Origin of the sequence: Ancylobacter sp. TS-1 (assembly GCF_009223885.1) — a bacterium.
Lineage (GTDB): Bacteria > Pseudomonadota > Alphaproteobacteria > Rhizobiales > Xanthobacteraceae > Ancylobacter.
Map to the genome: position 1 here is coordinate 3,445,492 of NZ_CP045144.1, position 18,681 is coordinate 3,464,172.

General features: G+C 68.7%; 18 protein-coding genes. 8 read left to right on the top strand and 10 right to left on the bottom strand.

The window, feature by feature from the left end; genetic code table 11:
• From GBB76_RS16120 to GBB76_RS16130, 3 genes are read left to right on the top strand one after another with little or no spacing between them, the layout of a single operon-like run.
• Positions 1–1,176, top strand: coding sequence for an ABC transporter permease (locus tag GBB76_RS16120; RefSeq protein ID WP_152304248.1), 1,176 nt, complete (start codon positions 1–3; stop codon positions 1,174–1,176).
• Positions 1,173–2,804, top strand: coding sequence for an ABC transporter ATP-binding protein (locus tag GBB76_RS16125; protein ID WP_152304249.1), 1,632 nt, complete (start codon positions 1,173–1,175; stop codon positions 2,802–2,804). Before GBB76_RS16120 ends, GBB76_RS16125 begins: the two co-directional genes overlap by 4 nt.
• Entirely contained in the window at positions 2,801–3,448 is a 648-nt protein-coding gene (locus tag GBB76_RS16130; RefSeq protein ID WP_152304250.1) for an NUDIX domain-containing protein, read from the top strand. Before GBB76_RS16125 ends, GBB76_RS16130 begins: the two co-directional genes overlap by 4 nt.
• Here the strand turns inward: GBB76_RS16130 and GBB76_RS16135 are convergent.
• The 8 genes from GBB76_RS16135 to GBB76_RS16170 all read right to left on the bottom strand — a co-directional run bounded on the left by GBB76_RS16135 (position 3,445) and on the right by GBB76_RS16170 (position 9,970).
• Positions 3,445–4,308, bottom strand: a complete 864-nt coding sequence (locus GBB76_RS16135) for a C40 family peptidase (protein WP_152304251.1) — start codon at positions 4,306–4,308, stop codon at positions 3,445–3,447. The genes GBB76_RS16130 and GBB76_RS16135 overlap by 4 nt on opposite strands.
• Before the next feature lie 26 nt (positions 4,309–4,334).
• On the bottom strand, positions 4,335–4,685 hold the full coding sequence (locus GBB76_RS16140; RefSeq protein WP_152304252.1) for a MarR family transcriptional regulator: 351 nt from the start codon (positions 4,683–4,685) through the stop codon (positions 4,335–4,337).
• A 172-nt stretch (positions 4,686–4,857) separates the two neighbouring features.
• The gene (locus GBB76_RS16145) at positions 4,858–6,243 is read right to left on the bottom strand and encodes a M17 family metallopeptidase (protein WP_152304253.1); all 1,386 of its coding nucleotides are present in this window, start codon (positions 6,241–6,243) and stop codon (positions 4,858–4,860) included.
• Between the two features lie 22 nt (positions 6,244–6,265).
• A complete protein-coding gene (locus GBB76_RS16150; protein ID WP_152304254.1) occupies positions 6,266–6,853 on the bottom strand; it encodes a histidine phosphatase family protein in 588 nt (195 codons plus the stop codon).
• Positions 6,850–7,437 (bottom strand): hypothetical protein, encoded by a 588-nt coding sequence (locus GBB76_RS16155; protein WP_246668957.1) that lies wholly within the window; start codon positions 7,435–7,437, stop codon positions 6,850–6,852. The genes GBB76_RS16150 and GBB76_RS16155 overlap by 4 nt, the downstream gene beginning before the upstream one ends.
• 50 nt (positions 7,438–7,487) lie before the next feature.
• Entirely contained in the window at positions 7,488–8,303 is an 816-nt protein-coding gene (fabI, locus tag GBB76_RS16160) for an enoyl-ACP reductase FabI (protein WP_202911254.1), read from the bottom strand.
• A gap of 211 nt (positions 8,304–8,514) precedes the next feature.
• Positions 8,515–9,471 (bottom strand): DnaJ C-terminal domain-containing protein, encoded by a 957-nt coding sequence (locus tag GBB76_RS16165; protein WP_152304256.1) that lies wholly within the window; start codon positions 9,469–9,471, stop codon positions 8,515–8,517.
• A gap of 100 nt (positions 9,472–9,571) precedes the next feature.
• Positions 9,572–9,970 carry an RT0821/Lpp0805 family surface protein gene (locus GBB76_RS16170; RefSeq protein WP_152304257.1) on the bottom strand — a complete coding sequence of 133 codons (399 nt, stop codon included), beginning with the start codon at positions 9,968–9,970 and terminating at the stop codon, positions 9,572–9,574.
• A 151-nt stretch (positions 9,971–10,121) separates the two neighbouring features.
• Between GBB76_RS16170 and pdxH the strand changes: the two genes are divergently transcribed.
• Positions 10,122–10,748 (top strand): pyridoxamine 5'-phosphate oxidase, encoded by a 627-nt coding sequence (gene pdxH, locus GBB76_RS16175; RefSeq protein WP_152304258.1) that lies wholly within the window; start codon positions 10,122–10,124, stop codon positions 10,746–10,748.
• A gap of 63 nt (positions 10,749–10,811) precedes the next feature.
• Positions 10,812–11,555, top strand: coding sequence for an SDR family NAD(P)-dependent oxidoreductase (locus GBB76_RS16180; RefSeq protein ID WP_152304259.1), 744 nt, complete (start codon positions 10,812–10,814; stop codon positions 11,553–11,555).
• Between the two features lie 55 nt (positions 11,556–11,610).
• On the opposite strand, the gene GBB76_RS16185 is transcribed toward GBB76_RS16180, so the two are convergent.
• Together GBB76_RS16185 and GBB76_RS16190 are read right to left on the bottom strand one after the other, a co-directional pair.
• On the bottom strand, positions 11,611–12,588 hold the full coding sequence (locus tag GBB76_RS16185) for a magnesium transporter CorA family protein (RefSeq protein ID WP_152304260.1): 978 nt from the start codon (positions 12,586–12,588) through the stop codon (positions 11,611–11,613).
• Between the two features lie 234 nt (positions 12,589–12,822).
• Entirely contained in the window at positions 12,823–13,056 is a 234-nt protein-coding gene (locus GBB76_RS16190; protein ID WP_152304261.1) for a hypothetical protein, read from the bottom strand.
• 292 nt (positions 13,057–13,348) lie between these two features.
• Between GBB76_RS16190 and GBB76_RS16195 the strand changes: the two genes are divergently transcribed.
• The 3 genes from GBB76_RS16195 (at position 13,349) to GBB76_RS16205 (ending at position 18,681) form a co-directional block, all read left to right on the top strand.
• The gene (locus tag GBB76_RS16195) at positions 13,349–13,951 is read left to right on the top strand and encodes a L,D-transpeptidase (RefSeq protein WP_246668958.1); all 603 of its coding nucleotides are present in this window, start codon (positions 13,349–13,351) and stop codon (positions 13,949–13,951) included.
• Between the two features lie 465 nt (positions 13,952–14,416).
• A complete protein-coding gene (locus tag GBB76_RS16200) occupies positions 14,417–15,520 on the top strand; it encodes an efflux RND transporter periplasmic adaptor subunit (protein ID WP_152304262.1) in 1,104 nt (367 codons plus the stop codon).
• A 14-nt stretch (positions 15,521–15,534) separates the two neighbouring features.
• Positions 15,535–18,681, top strand: a complete 3,147-nt coding sequence (locus tag GBB76_RS16205; RefSeq protein ID WP_152304263.1) for an efflux RND transporter permease subunit — start codon at positions 15,535–15,537, stop codon at positions 18,679–18,681.

The following is an 18,681-nucleotide window of genomic DNA, read 5'->3' on the forward strand; positions in this document are numbered from 1 at the left end:
ATGGACGCCGCCACGACCGCCCTGCCGCCGACCACGCCCGCCGGAACGCCTACCGCCGCGCCGGCGCCGCGCCGCCCCCGGCTGTCGCCGCTCAACCAGCGCCGCTGGGCGAACTTCAAGCGCAACCGGCGCGGCTGGTGGAGCTTCTGGATCTTCTCGGTGCTCTTCATTCTGAGCCTGGGCGCGGAGTTCATCGCCAACGACAAGCCGTTCCTGGTCGAATATGACGGCGGCTATTATTTCCCCGGCCTCATCGCCTATCCCGAGACCACCTTCGGCGGCGATTTCGAGACCGAGGCGGACTATCGCGATCCCTATCTCCAGAAACTGATCGCCGAGAAGGGCGGCTGGATGGTCTGGCCGCCGATCCGCTATTCCTACTCGACGCACAATCTCGACCTTCCCACCCCGGCGCCTTCGCCGCCGACCTGGATGCTGACCGAGGCGCAATGCGCGCCGGTGGTGGAGCGGCTCGGCCGCACCGGCGGCTGCGGCGCGCTGGAATGGAACTGGCTCGGCACCGACGACCAGGGCCGCGATGTGCTGGCCCGGCTGATTTACGGATTCCGGCTCTCGGTGCTGTTCGGCCTCGTGCTGACCATCATCTCCTCGGTGATCGGCGTCGCGGCCGGCGCGGTGCAGGGCTATTTCGGCGGCTGGACCGACCTCATCTTCCAGCGCGTCATCGAGATATGGACCTCGATTCCCGCGCTCTACCTGCTGCTGATCATCTCCTCGATCCTCGCGCCCGGCTTCTGGGTGCTGCTCGGCATCCTGCTCCTGTTCTCCTGGGTGTCGCTGGTCGGGCTGGTGCGCGCCGAGTTCCTGCGCGCGCGCAATTTCGAATATGTGCAGGCGGCCCGCGCGCTCGGCGTGTCCAATCCCGTCATCATGTGGCGGCACATGCTGCCGAACGCGATGGTGGCGACGCTGACCATGCTGCCCTTCATCGTCTCCTCCTCGGTGATGACGCTGACCGCGCTGGACTTCCTCGGCTTCGGCCTGCCGCCCGGCTCGCCCTCGCTCGGCGAATTGCTGGCGCAGGGAAAATCCAACGTGCAGGCGCCCTGGCTCGGCCTCACCGGCTTCTTCACCGTGGCGATCATGCTGAGCCTGCTGATCTTCACCGGCGAGGCCGTGCGCGACGCCTTCGACCCGCGGAAGACCTTCCAGTGAGCGAGACCCCGTTGACCGACATCCCCCTCCTCTCCGTCCAGGACCTCTCCGTCGCCTTCACCCAGGGCGGGCGGACGACGTTGGCGGTCGACCAGGTGTCGTTCGACGTGAAGCGCGGCGAGACCGTCGCGCTGGTGGGCGAAAGCGGGTCGGGCAAGTCCGTCACCGCGCTCTCGGTGCTGAAGCTGCTGCAATACCCGGCGGCCAGCCACCCGTCCGGCCGCATCGTCTTCGATGGCGAGGACCTGCTCGCGATGCAGGAGCACGAGATCCGCCGGGTGCGCGGCAACGACATCACCATGGTGTTCCAGGAACCGATGACCTCGCTCAATCCGCTGCACACCGTCGAGCAGCAGATCGCCGAGATCCTGTTCCTGCACCGGGGCATGCGCGGGCCGGCGGCGCGGGCGCGGGTGATCGAGCTGCTCGACGAGGTCGGCATCCCCGATCCGGCAACCCGCCTGGGCTCCTACCCGCACCAGCTTTCCGGCGGCCAGCGCCAGCGCGTGATGATCGCCATGGCGCTCGCCAACGAGCCGCAGCTGCTCATCGCCGACGAGCCGACCACCGCGCTCGACGTCACCGTGCAGGCGCAGATCCTCACCCTGCTGAAGGATCTTCAGCGCCGGCTCGGCATGGCGATGCTGTTCATCACCCATGATCTCGGCATCGTACGCCGCATCGCCGACCGGGTCTGCGTGATGAACCACGGCAAGATCGTCGAGGCGGGGCCGGTGGCGGACATCTTCGCCCGGCCGGAGCATCCCTATACAAAGGCCCTCATCGCCGCCCAGCCGCGCGGCAATCCCGCCCCGCCGCACCCGGAAGCCCCCGTGGTGCTGGAGGCGAAGAACCTGAAGGTCTGGTTCCCGATCAAGGCCGGCGTGCTGCGCAAGACGGTCGGCCACATCAAGGCGGTGGACGGCATCTCGGTGGAGATACGGCGCGGCGAAACGCTCGGCGTCGTCGGCGAGAGCGGTTCGGGCAAGACCACGCTGGGCCTCGCTTTGCTGCGGCTCATCTCCAGCGACGGGCCGATCGTCTTCATGGGCCGGCAGATCGACGTGCTCAACTTCAAGCAGATGCGCGGCCAGCGGCGCGAGATGCAGGTGGTGTTCCAGGACCCGTTCGGCTCGCTCTCCCCGCGCATGTCGGTCGCCGACATCATCGGCGAGGGGCTGCGCGTCCACCAGCCGGGGCTGAGCGAGGACGAGCGCGAGGCGCGGGTGATCGCCGCGCTCACCGATGTCGGGCTCGATCCCGAGGCGCGCCACCGCTACCCCCACGAATTCTCCGGCGGCCAGCGCCAGCGGGTCGCCATCGCCCGCGCCATCGTGCTGGAGCCGTCCTTCGTGGTGCTGGACGAGCCGACCAGCGCGCTCGACATGATCGTGCAGGCGCAGATCGTCGACCTGCTGCGCGACCTGCAGAACAAGCGCGGCCTGACCTATCTGTTCATCAGCCACGATCTGCGCGTCGTCGCCGCTCTGGCCTCGCAGGTGATGGTGATGAAGGGTGGCGTGGTGGTGGAGGAGGGCCCGGCGGCCGACCTCTTCGCCGCGCCGAAGTCCGAATACACACGCGCGCTGTTCGCCGCCGCCTTCAACATCGAGGCCGCCGCCTCATGAGCGGGCGTGCCCGGGAAGGGGAACTGGCCGACCGCACGATTTCCGTCGAGACCAGCGCGCCGGAATCGGTCGGCGCGGGGTTCCGGCCCTATCATCGCATCCGCGCCACCTTCGCCGGGGCCGGCGGCGCCCCGCTGGTGCAGCAGCGCGACATATTGCGGGTCGGGCCGGTGGTCGGCGTGCTGGCCTATGATCCGGCGGCCGCCTGCTTCGTGCTGATCCGCCAGTTCCGTCTCGGCGCGGAACTGGCCAACGGCGCGGGCGAACTGGTCGAGATCGCCGCCGGACTCATCGAGCCGGGTGAGGACCCGAAGCTCGCCGCTCTCCGCGAATGCCGCGAGGAGATCGGCGTCGCCCCGCGCGCGCTTCTGCCCATGGTGCGCTTCCTGCCCTCGCCGGGCGTCACCGACGAGTACGCCACGCTCTATCTCGGCCTCGTGGAGTCGCGCGACGTGCCGGCCGAGGCCGGCGAGCCGGGCGAGACCGAGCACACGCTGCCTTTCCTGGTGCCGGTCGACGAGGCGATGGCGAGCCTGACCGCGCCGTTTCCGGCCCCCTTCGCCAATGGCTTCGTGCTGATCGCGCTGCAATGGTTCGCGCTCAACCGGGCGCGGGTCGACGCTTTCGTCGCCGAAAAGGGCTAGAGCCTTCTGACGCTGCGCAGCGGGGTGCCGCCGGCCTGGATGCGGGCGAGCGCCGCCGCGAGGGGCTCGCGTACCACCGACATGAAGAAGGCGGTGGCGTGCAGCAGGGTCTCGCCATCCTCGACGATGCCGACATGGCCCGGCCAGAACAGCAGGTCGCCGCGCCGGAGTTCACCGAGCGCGCCGGAAAAGGCGACCGGCGCGCCGACGGCCTTCTCCTGCATATCGGTGTCGCGTGGGGCTTCAATCCCGGCGGCGGCGAGCGATACCTGCACCAGTCCCGAGCAGTCGAGCCCGAGGCTGGAGCGCCCGCCCCAGAGATAGGCGGCGCCGAGATATTGGGCGGCGACGGCGACGAAATCCGTCTCATGCGTGCCGAGCGAGGCGAGATGGTCGGCGAAGACGAATCCGCCGCCTGCCGTCACCGCGAAACGCTCCCGCGTGCCGGTTATGGCAACGCGGCTTCCAAGCGACAGCAACTCGGTCGGCGGCAGCTTGATGGAAGGGCCGGGAAACACCGGCGTGCGCAGCGCGCGCACGCTGTGGGTGGCCCGCGCGCCGGGGGCGGACAGCGCCTCGGAGGGCAGCCAGCCGACATAGAGGTCGCCGTCGAGCTGGCCCCAGGCCCAGCCCTCCATCGTCGTCTCGTAGACGGTGACGGTCTCGCCGAAGAGCGCCTCCGTCACAAGCGGCGCCAGCGGGTCCGGCTCCTTGCGCACCGGCACGCCGGGCCGGGTGACGGCGAACCGTTCGCCGGCGACGAAGCGGGCCGCCTCGACCATGCCCTTCAGGTGCAGGGCGGCGAGGTCCGGGCGGGCGGCGGTGAGGCGGGGATCGAGGCCTTCGGGCAGATGCGTCATGGCGCAGGCTTTATGCTGGCGGGAGGTCAGCGCGGGAGCGAACGGGCGGTGGCGACCACGAGGTCGCCGAGCCGCTCCACATGGAGCGCGCCTTCCACCGTACGCTGGATGATGACGTTTCGTCGATCCGCCTCGTCGCGCCGGCGCGAGAGCAGGCCGAGCTGGCCCATCGTGTCGAGGGCGCGGGTGATCACCGGCTTGGTGACGCCGAGCCGGGCGGCGAGGCCGCGCACCGTGTGCGGCGGCGCCTCCAGATAGACGCTGAGCAGGATGGCGAGCTGGCGCGGGCTGAGGTCGGGCGCATCGTCCCGCACCTGCGCGAGCGAAAGCTCGTGCAGAAGGCGCAACGCCTGCGATGGTCGCAACTCGACCGCCATGTGGCCCGTCCCCGGCCTGTAACCGCGCCGTAATCGTTACGGCTACGGATTGTTCCCGGGACTATGACGGTTGCGCGCCGAAGAAATCCTTAACGGGCGGGCGAGATGACGCAGCGTCTGCGGGCGCACGCCATGGGCGCGAGGAAGCTGCGGATGGTCGCGTGGTCCGGCGTCAGCCGAAGCGTTCGGCGATCAGCGCATCGAGCGCGCGGATGGTCTGGGCTTCGCCTCCTTCCGGCCGCCCGGGCCGGGAGGAGGGGTTCCAGGCGTAGATGTCGAGATGCAGCCACGCGCCGGCGCGCTCGACGAAGCGCTGGAGGAACAGCGCGGCGGTGATGGAGCCGGCGAAGCCCCCGGCCGGCGCGTTGTTGAGGTCGGCGATCTTGCTGTCGAGCATCGAGGCGTAGGGCTGCCAGAGCGGCAGCCGCCAGGAGGGGTCCGCCTCGGTGGCGCCAAAGCGGGCGAGGTCGGCGGCCAGCGCTTCGTCCTCCGTATAGGCGGGGGCAAGCTGCGGGCCGAGCGCCACACGCGCCGCTCCCGTCAGCGTGGCGAAGTCGATCAGCAGTTCGGGCGCCTCCTCGTCGGCGAGGCTGAGCGCGTCGGCGAGGATCAGCCGGCCCTCGGCGTCGGTATTGCCGATCTCGACGGAAAGGCCCTTGCGGGAGGGGAACACGTCGCCGGGGCGGAATGCCGAGCCGTCGATGGCGTTCTCCACCGCCGCGATGATGAGGCGCAGCCGCACCGGCAGCGCGCGGCCCATGATCATCTGCGCGAGGCCGAGCGCGTTGGCCGCGCCGCCCATGTCCTTCTTCATCAAGAGCATGCCGCTCGACGGCTTGATGTCGAGCCCGCCGGTATCGAAGGCGACGCCCTTGCCGACCAGCGTCACCTTGGGCGCGCCCGGCTCGCCCCAGCTCAGGTCGATGAGGCGCGGGGCGCGCGGCGAGGCGCGCCCGACGGCGTGGATCAGCGGGAAATTGGCGGCGAGCAGGTCCTCGCCGGTGGTCACGCGGATCTCGGCACCGTAGCGGGCGGCAAGCGCGCGCGCCGCCGCCTCGATCTCGGCCGGGCCGAGGTCGTTGGCCGGGGTGTTGATCAGGTCGCGGGTCAGCGTCACCGCCTCGGCGGTGCGGCGAAGATAGGCCTCGTCCACGCCTTCCGGCACCACGAGGCGGATATCGGGGCCGGTCCGCTTGCCGTAGCGGGTGAAGCGGTAGCCGCCGAGCAGGAAGCCGAGCGCGGCGAGGCGCGGATCGGCGGGCGGGTGGGCGATGGCATAGTCGCCGGCCGGCAGGGAGGTGGCCAGCTTGCCGAAGGCGAGCGGGTCGCGCAGCGCCGCGACACCGAACAGCACACCGGCGATGGAACCGTCGGCGGCAGGCAGCACGAGCAGCGCGCCGGGCTCGGCCTTGAAGCCGCTCGCCTCGGCGAAGGCGAGCGCGGAAGCGGGCAGCCCGCTATCCGCCCCGCCGGCGACCTCGCGCCAGTTCTGCGGGTTCACGCACCAGATCGGGCGGGGATTGGCGGCCTCTTCGGCCCGGATCAGCTCGGCGCCCATGGCGACCTCTCCCGAAACGCCGTCAAGCGACGGCCAGTTCGAACGCACCGTTCTCGATCAGATAGACCGCGCCCTGGCGCACCGGCAGTTCCACCGCATCGGTGGTTGGCATGCCGGCGAAGGCGTGCAGCATCGCCCGCACCACGCCGCCATGCGTCACCACCACGCTGTCGCCGGTCAGCTCGGCGATAGCGGCAAGCACGCGCGCCGAGAGTTCCGCATAGTTCTCCCCACCGGGCGGCGTGAAGTGCCAGGGGTCGGCGTCGCGGGCGGCAAGGTTCACCGGGTCGCGCCGGCGCAGTTCCGGCCAGGTGGAGCCCTCCCAGCGGCCGAAACCGATTTCGCGCAGCCGCGCGTCACGGCGGAAGCCGTCCGGCGGCAGGCCGAGCTCGGCGCGCAGGATCGCCATGGTCTGCGCGGCGCGGCTCAGCGGGCTCGACACGAAGTCGAGGCCGCTGGCGCCACGGCTCAGGCGCTCGACCACGCGGGCGGTGTCGGCCGCCTGCTCGCGGCCGAGATCGTTGAGCGGGATGTCGTGCGACCCTTGAAGCCGGCCCGCGAGGTTCCAGTCGGTCTCGCCGTGCCGGACGAGGAAGATGCGCCGCGTCATTTGGAGGGCAGGGCCACGACGTGCGTGTAGCTGGGTCCGTTCAGCGGGTAGGTGACGCGCAGGGTCACGGTGGATCCGCGCGGCGCGCGGCCGGAGGCGAACACCCGCGTCCCGCCCGCCGTCGTGCCGACGCAGCGGCGCGAGCCGGCATCGGTGCCGGTGGCGAAGAAGGAGCCGATGTCCTGGGTGATCTTTACGCCCGCCGGGGCGCTCAGCACCCGGATGCGGGGCGCCTGTCCCATCTGGCAGAGCCGGTCGGCGGTGCCGGCGGCGAAGATCATGCGGCCCTTGGGGCCGCCGGTGAGATAGGCGAGGCGGTCGCGGTCGTTGCGCCCGCTGCTGGGGCTCACATAGCCGGGAAAGACCGCGCCGCCGAAGCCGAAGATGCGGCTGAGCAGCGGGTATTGCTGGAAATTCGGCGGTACGCCGCGATCCTGCGCGCCCGGACCCGGCACGAAGGGCAGGCCCGAGCCCGGGGGCGGGCCGATGACGATCGAGCCATCCTGCTGCGCGCCCGCCGGTGCGACAAGGGCGGGCAGCGTCACGGCTACCAGCGCGGCCGCCGTCAGCAGGGAACGGGACATCCGGAAAAGGCCGGCCTTCGACATGACGCCATGCTCCACGATTGGGCGCTTCACTCGCGATCGAGGGTAAGGTCGGGCGCGTCGGGATTCTTCATCCCGACGATATGATAGCCGGCGTCGACATGATGTATCTCGCCGGTCACAGCCCGTCCGAGATCGGAGAGGAAGTAGACGCCGGCGTCGCCGACCTCGTCCACAGTGACCGTGCGGCGCAGCGGCGCGTTCAGCTCGTTCCACTTCAGGATGTAGCGGAAATCGCCGATGCCGGAGGCGGCCAGCGTCTTGATCGGGCCGGCGGAGATCGCGTTGACGCGGATGTTCTTCGGGCCGAGATCGGCGGCGAGGTAGCGCACGCTCGCCTCCAGCGCCGCCTTGGCGACGCCCATGACGTTATAGTGCGGCATCCACTTCTCGGCGCCGTAATAGGTCAGCGTCAGGATGGAGCCGCCTTCCGTCATCAGCTTCTCGGCGCGCTGGGCGACGGCGGTGAAGCTGTAGCAGGAGATCAGCATCGTCTTGCTGAAATTGTCGGCCGTGGTGTCGACATAGCGCCCGTCCAGCTCGTTCTTGTCCGAGAAGGCGATGGCGTGCACGAGGAAGTCGAGCCCGCCGAGCTGGCGCTGGGTCTCTTCGAACACAGCGTCGATGGTCGCGGGGTCGGTGACGTCGCAATGGCCGACGACGGCGGCGTCGAGTTCGGCGGCCAGCGGCTCGACACGCTTCTTGAGCGGTTCACCCTGATAGGTGAAAGCGAGCTTGGCGCCCTGCGCATGGGCGGCCTTGGCTATGCCCCAGGCGATGGAGCGGTTGTTCGCCACTCCCATCACCAGGCCGCGCTTCCCGCTCATCAATCCGCCCGATGCCATGCTCACGCCATGCTCCGTCCACGTTACCCACCTCGCGGTGGCGTCGGTTCCTATCGCACAGCAGCAAGACCCGCTCAAGCGAGCGGTGGAAAAGGCGCGCGGCCGGCACGCCCGCCATGCGCCGGGCGCGGGTCCCGCAGGCGCCTCGGGCGCCGGCCTTGCGGCGAGGTTTTCTGTCTCAGGCGCCGCCGTCGCGGCGAAGTCTTCTGTCTCAGGCGCCGCTGTCGCGGCGCCGGCGCATCAGTTCCTCAAGCTCGGGGTCTGGCGTCTCCGGCAGCACGATGCGCGTCGTGGCGAGCAGGTCGCCGGACCCACCGTCCGCCTTGGGCAGCCCCTTTCCGCGCAGCCGGAAGGTGCGGCCCGAGCTGGTGCGGGCCGGCACCGACAGCTCGACCTCGCCGGCCAGCGTCGGCACACGCACCTTGCCGCCGAGCACGGCCTCCGTGAGCGGCAGCGTCACGTCGGCGCGCAGATCGGCGCCCTCGACGCGGAAATGACGGTGCGGGGCATAGGCGACGATGACATAGGCGTCGCCCGGCGCGCCGCCGAAGGCGCTCGGCTCTCCCTGTCCCTTCAGCCGCATGCGGTGGCCCTCCGCCACATTGGCGGGGAGCTTGACCTCCACGGCGCGCCCGTTCGGCAGATGCACCTTGACCGGGCCGCCCTCGACGACGCGCTCCAGCGCGACAGGGACGGTCATCTCGATGTCGCTGCCACGCGGGGGCTCGCCGCCGCCGGCCCGGGCACGTCCGCGCCCGCCAAGGCCGCCGAGAATATCGGCGATCACGTCGTCGAACCCGCCGGCCTCGTGCGGGCCGTGGCCGGAGCGGCGCGCGCCCTCCGGGCCGTAGGAGAAGCTCTCGAAGATGGTTTCGCCGCGCGGTCCGCGCCGGAAGCCGCGCGCGCCCGGCCCTCCGCCGCCGGGGAAGCCCTCGAAGCCGCGCGGCTTGCCTTCGGCGTCGATCTCGCCGCGGTCGAATTGCCCGCGCTTCTCCGTGTCGGACAGAATCTCGTGCGCCGAGTTCAACTCGGCGAACTTCTCCTGCGCCTTCGGATCTTCCGTGTTGGCGTCCGGGTGCAGCTTCTTCGCGAGCTTGCGGAAAGCCCGCTTGATCTCGGTCTGGTCGGCGTTGCGGGCGACGCCGAGGATTTCATAGGGATCGCGCATGGATGACGTTCTCGTCCGGCGGTTCCGGCTCACCCGACCATGTAGTCACCGTGTTGCCGCGATGCAACGGTCGGTGGACGTCCTTGACCGGCGTCGGACGTCAGCTTCGTTCCAGCAAGCGCGCCTGATCGACTTTCCAGGCCCCCTTGGCGGCGCGGCAGGCCTCGCCCTGCAGCCATTCCTCCCGCTCGTCGCGCACGAAGCTCATGAGGAATTCGCGGCACTTGCCGCCCCCGTCGGCGCTGCGCTCGCCCAGCGGAGTGACGGTGCCACGCGTGGCGCTGGAAAGGTTCTCCCAGGGAACGCTGGGCGCTGAAGCCTTGGTGCCGAGCGCCTCGGCCAGCGCCGGGCGGGCGGCGGCCCAGTCCTCGACGGCGATGCCCTTCGGCACCGGCTCGCGGGCATAGGCGCTGGCCCGCGTCGTCACCGAGCCGGTCGCCATGGTGTCGACCGGCGCCATTCCGGCGCAGCCCGCGAGCAGCAGGGCAGCGCCCGCCATGCCGGCCACCGATGCTGCTGTGCGGAACGGCGTCACGCGCTTATATGAGGTGTCGGCGTGCGTCGCGGAATCCGCCGTCCGCCCCGCCGTCGCCCGCCGCCTGTGGAACATGCCCATGGGTTCCGTGGTCCAACCGTCCGAAGATGCCCCTATGGAAGCGCCCGAAGAGTTAAAATCCGGTGATTTCACCGCCGCCACGGAGCCGTTTCGGCTTTTCGAGGAATGGTTTGCCGAGGCGAGGGAGTCCGAGCCCAACGATCCCAACGCCATGGCGCTGTCCACCGTCGACGCCGACGGCCTGCCGGATGTGCGCATGGTGCTGCTGAACGCGCGCGACGAGCGCGGCTTCGTCTTCTTCACCAATACCGGCAGCGCCAAGGGGCGTGAACTCGCCGCCGTGCCGAAAGCGGCCGTGGTGTTCCACTGGAAGTCGCTGCGCCGGCAAATTCGGGTGCGCGGGCTGGTGGAGACGGTGAGCGAGGCGGAGGCCGACGCCTATTTCGCCACCCGGCCACGCCTGTCGCAGATCGGCGCCTGGGCCAGCCAGCAGTCGCGCCCGCTGGAAGGGCGCTTCGCGCTGGAGGGCGCCATCGCCAAGGTCACGGCGCAATATGCGCTGGGCACGGTGCCGCGCCCTCCGCACTGGACCGGCTTCCGCATCCGCCCGGTGCAGATCGAGTTCTGGCACGACCGCCCCTTCCGCCTGCACGACCGCATCCTGTTCCGCCGCGAGGCGCCGGACGAGGGCGAGTGGGCGCGCACTCGCCTGTATCCGTGAGCGGCCCCGCACCGGGCCGCTTTCTTCCTGACACCCCCGTCGCGCTGAGCTAAGACAACCGCCATGAGTTCCAATCAGCCCCGCCGCATCCTGCTGCTCACCGGCGCCTCGCGCGGCATCGGCCACGCGACCGTCAAGCGCTTCTCGGCCGCAGGCTGGCGCGTCATCACCTGCTCGCGCCACCCCTTCCCGGAAAACTGTCCGTGGGAGATGGGTCCGGAGGACCACATCCAGGTCGACCTCTCAGATCCGCACGACACGCTGCGCGCGGTCGACGAGATCAAGAGCCGGCTGCCGGACGGCGAGCTGCACGCGCTGGTCAACAATGCCGGCATCTCGCCCAAGGGGACGGGCGGGGCGCGCCTCGGCACGTTGAACACGCCGGAGGAAGACTGGCGGCGGGTGTTCCAGGTGAACTTCTTCGCCCCGATCCTGCTGGCGCGCGGCTTGCTGGAGGAGCTGAAGAAGGCGCATGGCGCGGTGGTGAACGTTACCTCCATCGCGGGTTCGCGCGTGCACCCCTTCGCGGGGGCCGCTTACGCGACCTCGAAGGCCGCGCTGGCCGGGCTGACGCGCGAGATGGCGGCCGATTTCGGCCGGCTCGGCGTGCGTGTCAACGCCATCGCGCCGGGCGAGATCGACACGTCGATCCTGTCCCCCGGCACCGAGAAGATCGTCGAGCAGATCCCGATGCAGCGCCTCGGCACGCCCGACGAGGTGGCCAAGATCATCTATGTGCTGTGCACCGAGACGTCGTCCTACCTGAACGGCTCGGAGATACACATCAATGGCGGCCAGCACGTGTGAGGACTATTGCCGTCATCCCGGACGGCGGCAGGCCGATCCGCGATGACGTTGAGCCTCACAGCCAGCGCTTCCACTTGAAGAACAGGTAGGGCAGCACCGCCGCCAGCGCCATCGCGCCGAGCGCCAGCGGGTAGCCCCAGCGCTCGTCGAGTTCCGGCATGTGCTGGAAGTTCATGCCGTAGACCGAGGCGATCAGCGTCGGCGGCATCAGTACGACCGACAGCACCGCGAAAATCTTGATGATGTTGTTCTGCTCGATGCTGACCATGCCGAGCGTGGCGTCGAGCAGGAAGGTGATCTTGTTGCCGAGATAGCTCAGATGGTCGCTCAGCGAGGCGACGTCGCGCTGCATGCTCTTGAGCAGCGCGCGCTGCTCCTTGTCGAAGCGCTGCGCCTCGCCCTCGGTGGAGAGGAAGGTCACCAGCCGGCCGATCGAGACGAGGCTCTCGCGCGCCTTGGAGGCGAGATCGCCGCGCTGGCCGAGCCGCTTGAGGATGATGCGGAAGCGCTGGCTGTCGCCCGAGCGGACGCTCTCCCGCTCGAACACCTGCCGCGAGACGGCATCGATTTCCTGCGCCAGCCGCTCGATGATGTCGGCGGCGCGGTCGATGATGGTATCGAGGATCACCAGCAGAAGCCGGTTGCCCTTCATGTTGTCCGGGCAGGTGCGGTCGAGCTTCGCCACCACCAGCCGGAAGGGCCTCGGCTCGTCATAGCGCACCGTGGCGAGCCGTCCGCCGGCGAGGATGAAGGTGACCTCGGCGAGGGAGGGGTGCTCGCCCTCGCTGTTGCAGACGATGGAGGCGGTCATGTAGCGCGCGCCGTTCTCCACCCGCAGGCGGCTCGACGGCTCGATTTCCACCATTTCCTCGCGGGTCGGGACGCTGATGCCGAGCGCCGCCTCGACGATGCGGTCCTCGCCGTCGCCGGGCATGAACAGGTCGAGCCATACCGCGTCGGGCGGCACCGGGTCGCCGGGGCCGAGCCGATGGGGGACGAGCGCGCCGTCGCGCACGCTGAAGGCGGTGATCATGGAGTCTCCGACGCTCTCTCGTCACCGCCGAGCATGCGACGGAACCTCAAGGACTACCAGCCGGCCCCTCGTCGCAGACGGGCCGGCATGAAATCGCTCGCCCGTGGAGCCGGCGGATACGCTCCGGCCCGGACGCGGGACGCGTCGGGGCGGCACCCGGTCAGGGGCGTTGCGTCTTCGGTCGGTTCCGGGGGATGAAGCGGCGTCGGCAGCGCGGCCCTGCGGCCGGCGGCGTCAGGCCGCGAAATATTCTACGTCGCGAAGCGTGACGACTTTGGCTTCCGCATCCTCGGTCCGCGCCGCGCCCGTCGCAACGGGGGCATCGGATACCGTCTTCTTGTCGCTGGCGTAGCGGGCCGCGGCGGCAACCGCCGAAATCCCGATCTCGCGCCATTGGCTGGCTTGCTGCGAACGCTCCCAGCGCTCGCTGGGCCGGCTCTGAGGAGCCGGAGACTCTTCGGTAGACATGCCTTCCTCCAGTGTTGCTGCCCGCCTTGTCGGGCAACTGCCGACGAAGTGATCGCCGAGTGCGTCAAAAATATGCAGAGTCGGGGTCGTCGGTAAGGCCTCTCGGCATTGCGGAGGGGTTTTCGGCCGGTTTGCGACCTCTTCCAACGTAACTGAGGTATTTCCGCAACAAGTTCCGCCGACAAACTCATGGCGACGCCGTGGCCCCTTCAAGGCCGAAGCCACATCGGCTAATCGACATACGGGCTGAGAGACACGCACTCAGGCGTGCAGGCGATTCGGAGCATTGAAAATGGTTTTGCGCGGGGCGATGGTTGTCCTGTTGGCGGTCTTGCTGGGTGCGTGCAGCAATGCGCAGCGCCAGCCGGCACCGGAGGCGTCCCTGACGCCGCGTGACAAGAAGCTCCTGGCCGCCGCGCCGTACCAGAAGGTACTGCCGCCGGAGATGTATCAGCGGTCGCTGGTCGACTATGCCGGCACCGAGAAGCCCGGCACCATCGTCGTCGATACCGAGCGCAAGTACCTCTACTACGTTCAGGACGGCGGCAAGGCCATCCGCTACGGCGTGACCGTCGGCGAGGAAGGTCTGGCGTTCAAGGGCGAGGCCAAGGTGGGCCGCAAGGCCGAGTGGCCGACCTGGACCCCGACCCCCGAGATCAAGCAGCGCCTGACCGGCATTCCGAATTTCGTCGGTCCCGGCCCGCACAACCCGATGGGTGCCCGCGCCCTCTATCTCTATCAGGGCAACAAGGACACGCTGTTCCGCATCCACGGCACCAACCAGCCCGAATATATCGGTCAGGCCATCTCCTCCGGCTGCATCCGCATGCTCAACGAGGACGTGATCGACCTCTACACCCGCGTGCCGCAGGGCACCAACGTGGTCGTGCTCTGAGCCGATCCGACACGTTTCGATGCGACAAGGGCGCTGCCGATGGCAGCGCCCTTTTTGTTTGCGCGGAGGGGTGAGGTGAGGCCGGCGGGCCGTCGGTTCGAGGAGCGCGTGGCACCGTCCGGCTTTCTCCATCTCTGGTCGGCCCGATTCCGCCGATGGATGATTCTCCCCGTTGAGCCGGTTGGTTTCTCGGCAAAGGCCCGCATGGCCTCGGCCGCCTTGCGCACCCAGGAGCTTTCGCGGGGGCGGAGGCATCAGCCGTAGCCCGGTGCCGGGTCTTTCAGGCGACGCGATCACAAAGCGCAGGGACTGTGAATGACGAGTGCATAATGACGAATATTGACATTCGTCATTCATCTCGGCATATTGCATCGCAATGGACGACCAAGACGGCGCACAACCGCCCCGGCTTCATACCCTGGCCGTCCGTCACGCCTGTTCAGCACGTCAACAACCGAGGGCGCCATGCGCGGACGGTCACCGCTTTTCCATTTCCTCAATGCCGCCGCTGTCAGTGCGCTCGCCGCCATGCTCGCCGGCTGTGGCCCGGCGGACAGTTCGCAGCCGGAGCCTGAGAAGGCGAGGCCCGTCCTTGCACGGCCCATCGCCTTCGAACCTCGCGTCCGCGAGCGCAGTCTCGTCGGGGTCATCCAGGCCCGCGTCGAAAGTGACCTCGGCTTCCGCGTGCAGGGCAAGGTGGCGAAGCGTTTGGTGAATGTGGGCGATGCCGTTCATCAGGGCGACGCTCTCGCCACGCTCGACGAGGTCGATCTCGGCCTCCAGGTCGAGCAGGCCGAGGCCGAGCGCAACGCTGCGCTCGCCGCGCGGGCGCAGGCCGAAGCGGAGTTCCAGCGCGCCGAAAGACTGTCGAAGGACGGCTGGACGACGGCCTCCATGCTCGACACGCGGCGCGCGGCGGCGGAAGAGGCAAAAGGCCGTCTCGCCCGCGCCGAGCGCTCGCTCGATCTGGCGAAGAACGCGTCGTCCTATGCCGTGCTCCGCGCCGATGCCGACGGCGTGATCACCGCGACTGCGGTCGAGCCCGGGCAGGTGGTGCAGCCCGGCTTCGCCGCCATTCGCCTCGCCCGCACGGCTGAAAAAGAAGCGGTCGTCTCCATACCGGAATCGATCGTTCAACGCGCGCGGACAGCCAAGGCCGTGGTTACGCTATGGTCGAACGCCGATGCCCGCTATGAGGCGACCTTGCGCGAGATGTCGCCGGCCGCTGATGCCGCGACGCGGACTTATCTTGCGAGATTTCCGGTGCCGGCCGCCGGTCCCGACGTGCAACTCGGCATGACGGCGACCGTAACCCTGACCGATCCGAACTCCGAGCGCATCGCCCGTCTGCCTTTCACGGCGCTTGTCGATCAAGGCAAGGGCCCGTTTGTCTGGACCGTCGATCCGGAGGGCAAGCTTGTCGCCAAGCCGGTCACCGTCGCGACCTATGAGGCAAAGGACGTGCTGGTGTCCGGGGGCCTTACCGAGGGCGACCGGGTCGTGCTGATCGGCGCCCAGAAGCTCGACGTGGGCGTGAGCGTCCGGGCCGTCGACCAGTTTTCGTTCTGAGAGGCAGAAACGCCATGGACCGCTCCAACCTGTCGCGCTGGGCGGTCGAGCACCGTCCGCTCGTGCTTTTCATGATTTTGGCTATCGCAATCGCCGGAGCGGTGTCGTTCCAGCGGCTTGGACGCTCCGAGGATCCCAATTTCACCGTCAAGGTCGCGGTGCTGACGGCCATATGGCCCGGCGCGACCGCACGCGAGATGCAGGATCAGGTCGCCGACGTCATTGAGAAGAAGCTTCAGGAGCTTCCGCATTTCGACCGCGTGCAGACCTATGTGAAGCCGTCCTTCACGGCGATGCAGATTACCTTCCGCGATGACACGCTTCCCGCCGAAGTGCCCGACCTATTCTACCAGATCCGCAAGAAGATGGACGATGTCCGCCCCTTTCTGCCGGCGGGCGTGATCGGCCCCAACGTCAATGACGAGTATGGCGATGTCGACTCGATCCTCACCATGCTGACGGGGGACGGAGCCGACTATGCGCAGCTCAAGAAGGTCGCCGATGCGTTTCGCCAGCGGCTGCTCAAGGTTCCGGGCGTTGCCAAGGTGAACATCTATGGCGTGCAGCAGGAGCGCATCTTCGTCGAGTTCAGCCATGCCAAGCTCGCCACGCTCGGCGTGACGCCGCAGGCGATCTTCGACTCGCTCTCCCGCCAGAACGACATCACCCCCGCCGGCATGATGGAGACCGATGCGCGGCGCATTCCGCTGCGTGTCACCGGGGCGCTCGACGGCGTGAAGGCCGTGGCCGAGACCCCGGTGGAATCCGGCGGCCGCACCTTCAGGCTGGGCGATATCGCCACCGTGACACGCGGCTTCGTCGATCCGCCGGACTTCCTGGTCCGCCAGCGCGGCGTGCCGGCGCTCGGTGTCGGCGTGGTGATGGCGCGTGGCGCCAATATCATCGCGTTCGGCGAGGACGTCCTCGCCGCGACGCGCAGCTTTCAGGCGGACGTGCCGCAGGGCATCTCCTTCGAGCAGATCGCCGACCAGCCGGAAATCGTCGAGGAATCGATCTGGGAGTTCGAGCGCTCCTTCGTCGAGGCGCTGGCCATCGTGCTCGGCGTCTCGTTCCTGTCGCTCGGCTGGCGCACCGGCATCGTGGTGGCGCTCTCGGTGCCGCTGGTGCTCTCGGCCACCTTCGTCGTCATGTACACGACCGGGATGGACCTGCACCGCATCACCCTCGGCGCGCTGATCATCGCGCTGGGGCTGCTGGTCGATGACGCCATCATCGCGGTGGAGATGATGGTGGTGAAGATGGAGCAGGGCTATGACCGCATGGAAGCGGCGGCCTTCGCCTGGACATCGACCGCCTTCCCGATGCTTACCGGAACCGCGGTCACGGTTGCCGGCTTCCTGCCCGTGGGCTTCGCGAAGTCCGCGGCGGGAGAATATGCCGGCGGCATCTTCTGGGTGGTGGGCATTGCGCTTGCCGCCTCGTGGATCGTGGCGGTGGTGTTCACGCCCTATCTCGGGGTGCTGCTGCTGCCTTCCTCGCTGGCAAGGGCTGGCGGGCATGGCGATCACGACGCGATCTACCAGACCCGCCTCTATCGCGGCCTGCGGGCGGTTATTCGCGCCTGCGTGCGTTGGCGCATCACCACCGTGGCCATCACCATCGCGATCTTCTTCACCTCGATCCTCGGCTTCGGGCTGGTCCAGCAGCAGTTCTTTCCGCTCTCGGAGCGCAAGGAACTGTTCCTGCAGCTTCGCCTTCCCGAGGGATCCTCGATCAGCGCGACGACCCACATCGTCGCGGAGGCGGAAAAGCTGATCGGGCAGACCGATCCCGATATTCAGACCTTCACCGCCTATATCGGGCAGGGCTCGCCCCGGTTCTGGCTTGGCCTCAATCCCACACTGCCTAACGAAGCTTTCGCGGAAATCGTGATCCTGACCCGGTCCATCGACGGGCGCGAGCGCGTGAAGAAGCGGATCGAGGCGGCTGTCGACGCAGGAGCGCTTGCCGGGGCGCGGGCACGTGTCGACCGTTTCGCCTTCGGCCCGCCGGTCGGCTTCCCGGTTCAGTTCCGCATCATCGGGCCGGATCCGATCAAGGTGCGGGAGATTTCGTACCGTGTCCGCGACGCGATGCGGACCAATCCCAATGTTCTCGACCCGCATCTCGACTGGAACGAGATGTCGCCCTCGGTGCGGTTGGTGGTCGACCAGGAACGCGCCCGCGCACTGGGGCTGAACGTGCAGGACGTCTCCCAGACCCTGCAGACCCTCGTTTCGGGTCTCACCGTCACCACCGTCCGCGATGGCGTCGAGCAGGTCAGCGTGGTTGCCCGCGCGGTCGAGAGCGAGCGGCTCGATCTCGGCCATGTCGGCGACCTGACCATTGTCGCGCGCAATGGCGTTGCCGTGCCGCTGTCGCAGGTCGCACGGCTCGACTATGTGCAGGAGGATCCGATCCTGTGGCGGCGCAACCGCGACACCGTCATCACCGCCCGGGCGGATGTGGCCGATGGTGTCCAGCCTCCCGACGTGACAGCGCGGATATTGCCGGTGCTGCAGCCGATCAAGGGCAGCCTGGAGCCCGGATACCGTATCGAGACCGGCGGCGCGGTCGAGGAGTCCGAGAAGGCGAACGCCGCGCTCTTTGTCGTCTTCCCGATCATGTTCATGGCGATGCTCACCCTGCTGATGATCCAGCTGCAGAGCTTCTCGCGCCTCGCGCTGGTCTTCATGACCGCGCCGCTCGGCCTGATAGGCACCTCGGTGGGCCTGCTCATCGCCCACAAGCCGTTCGGCTTCGTTGCGTTGCTCGGCGTGATCGCGCTTGCCGGTATGATAATGCGCAACACGCTGATCCTCGTGGACCAGATCGAGAGCGACGTCGCTTCCGGCTCGCATACGCGCGGCGAGGCGATCGTCGAGGCCACCGTCCGGCGGGCGCGGCCGGTGGTACTGACGGCGCTGGCCGCCATTCTCGCCATGATTCCTCTCTCCTCCAGCGCGTTCTGGAGTCCGATGGCGGTCACCATCATGGGGGGCCTGTTCATCGCGACCTTCCTCACCATCCTGTTCCTGCCCGCGCTCTATGCGCTGTGGTTCCGGAACTCGCTCGACGCGCGCGGCGTGCCGGCGGCGCGCCCGCGCGATGGCGCCAAGGCAGGCCAGGTCGAGACTCTCGTTGTTGAGGGGCATGGGTAG

Excerpts from the sequence above, each read along its gene's own strand:
- GBB76_RS16140 (WP_152304252.1), bottom strand. The coding sequence starts at position 4,685 with ATGGCGGTCGAGTTGCGACCATCGCAGGCGTTGCGCCTTCTGCACGAG.
- GBB76_RS16150 (WP_152304254.1), bottom strand. The coding sequence starts at position 6,853 with ATGACGCGGCGCATCTTCCTCGTCCGGCACGGCGAGACCGACTGGAAC.
- GBB76_RS16185 (WP_152304260.1), bottom strand. The coding sequence starts at position 12,588 with ATGATCACCGCCTTCAGCGTGCGCGACGGCGCGCTCGTCCCCCATCGG.
- GBB76_RS16205 (WP_152304263.1), top strand. The coding sequence starts at position 15,535 with ATGGACCGCTCCAACCTGTCGCGCTGGGCGGTCGAGCACCGTCCGCTC.
- GBB76_RS16165 (WP_152304256.1), bottom strand. The coding sequence starts at position 9,471 with ATGCGCGATCCCTATGAAATCCTCGGCGTCGCCCGCAACGCCGACCAG.
- fabI (WP_202911254.1), bottom strand. The coding sequence starts at position 8,303 with ATGGCATCGGGCGGATTGATGAGCGGGAAGCGCGGCCTGGTGATGGGA.
- GBB76_RS16170 (WP_152304257.1), bottom strand. The coding sequence starts at position 9,970 with ATGGCGGGCGCTGCCCTGCTGCTCGCGGGCTGCGCCGGAATGGCGCCG.
- pdxH (WP_152304258.1), top strand. The coding sequence starts at position 10,122 with ATGGAAGCGCCCGAAGAGTTAAAATCCGGTGATTTCACCGCCGCCACG.
- GBB76_RS16190 (WP_152304261.1), bottom strand. The coding sequence starts at position 13,056 with ATGTCTACCGAAGAGTCTCCGGCTCCTCAGAGCCGGCCCAGCGAGCGC.
- GBB76_RS16135 (WP_152304251.1), bottom strand. The coding sequence starts at position 4,308 with ATGACGCATCTGCCCGAAGGCCTCGATCCCCGCCTCACCGCCGCCCGC.
- GBB76_RS16180 (WP_152304259.1), top strand. The coding sequence starts at position 10,812 with ATGAGTTCCAATCAGCCCCGCCGCATCCTGCTGCTCACCGGCGCCTCG.
- GBB76_RS16155 (WP_246668957.1), bottom strand. The coding sequence starts at position 7,437 with ATGTCCCGTTCCCTGCTGACGGCGGCCGCGCTGGTAGCCGTGACGCTG.
- GBB76_RS16120 (WP_152304248.1), top strand. The coding sequence starts at position 1 with ATGGACGCCGCCACGACCGCCCTGCCGCCGACCACGCCCGCCGGAACG.
- GBB76_RS16200 (WP_152304262.1), top strand. The coding sequence starts at position 14,417 with ATGCGCGGACGGTCACCGCTTTTCCATTTCCTCAATGCCGCCGCTGTC.
- GBB76_RS16195 (WP_246668958.1), top strand. The coding sequence starts at position 13,349 with ATGGTTTTGCGCGGGGCGATGGTTGTCCTGTTGGCGGTCTTGCTGGGT.
- GBB76_RS16145 (WP_152304253.1), bottom strand. The coding sequence starts at position 6,243 with ATGGGCGCCGAGCTGATCCGGGCCGAAGAGGCCGCCAATCCCCGCCCG.
- GBB76_RS16130 (WP_152304250.1), top strand. The coding sequence starts at position 2,801 with ATGAGCGGGCGTGCCCGGGAAGGGGAACTGGCCGACCGCACGATTTCC.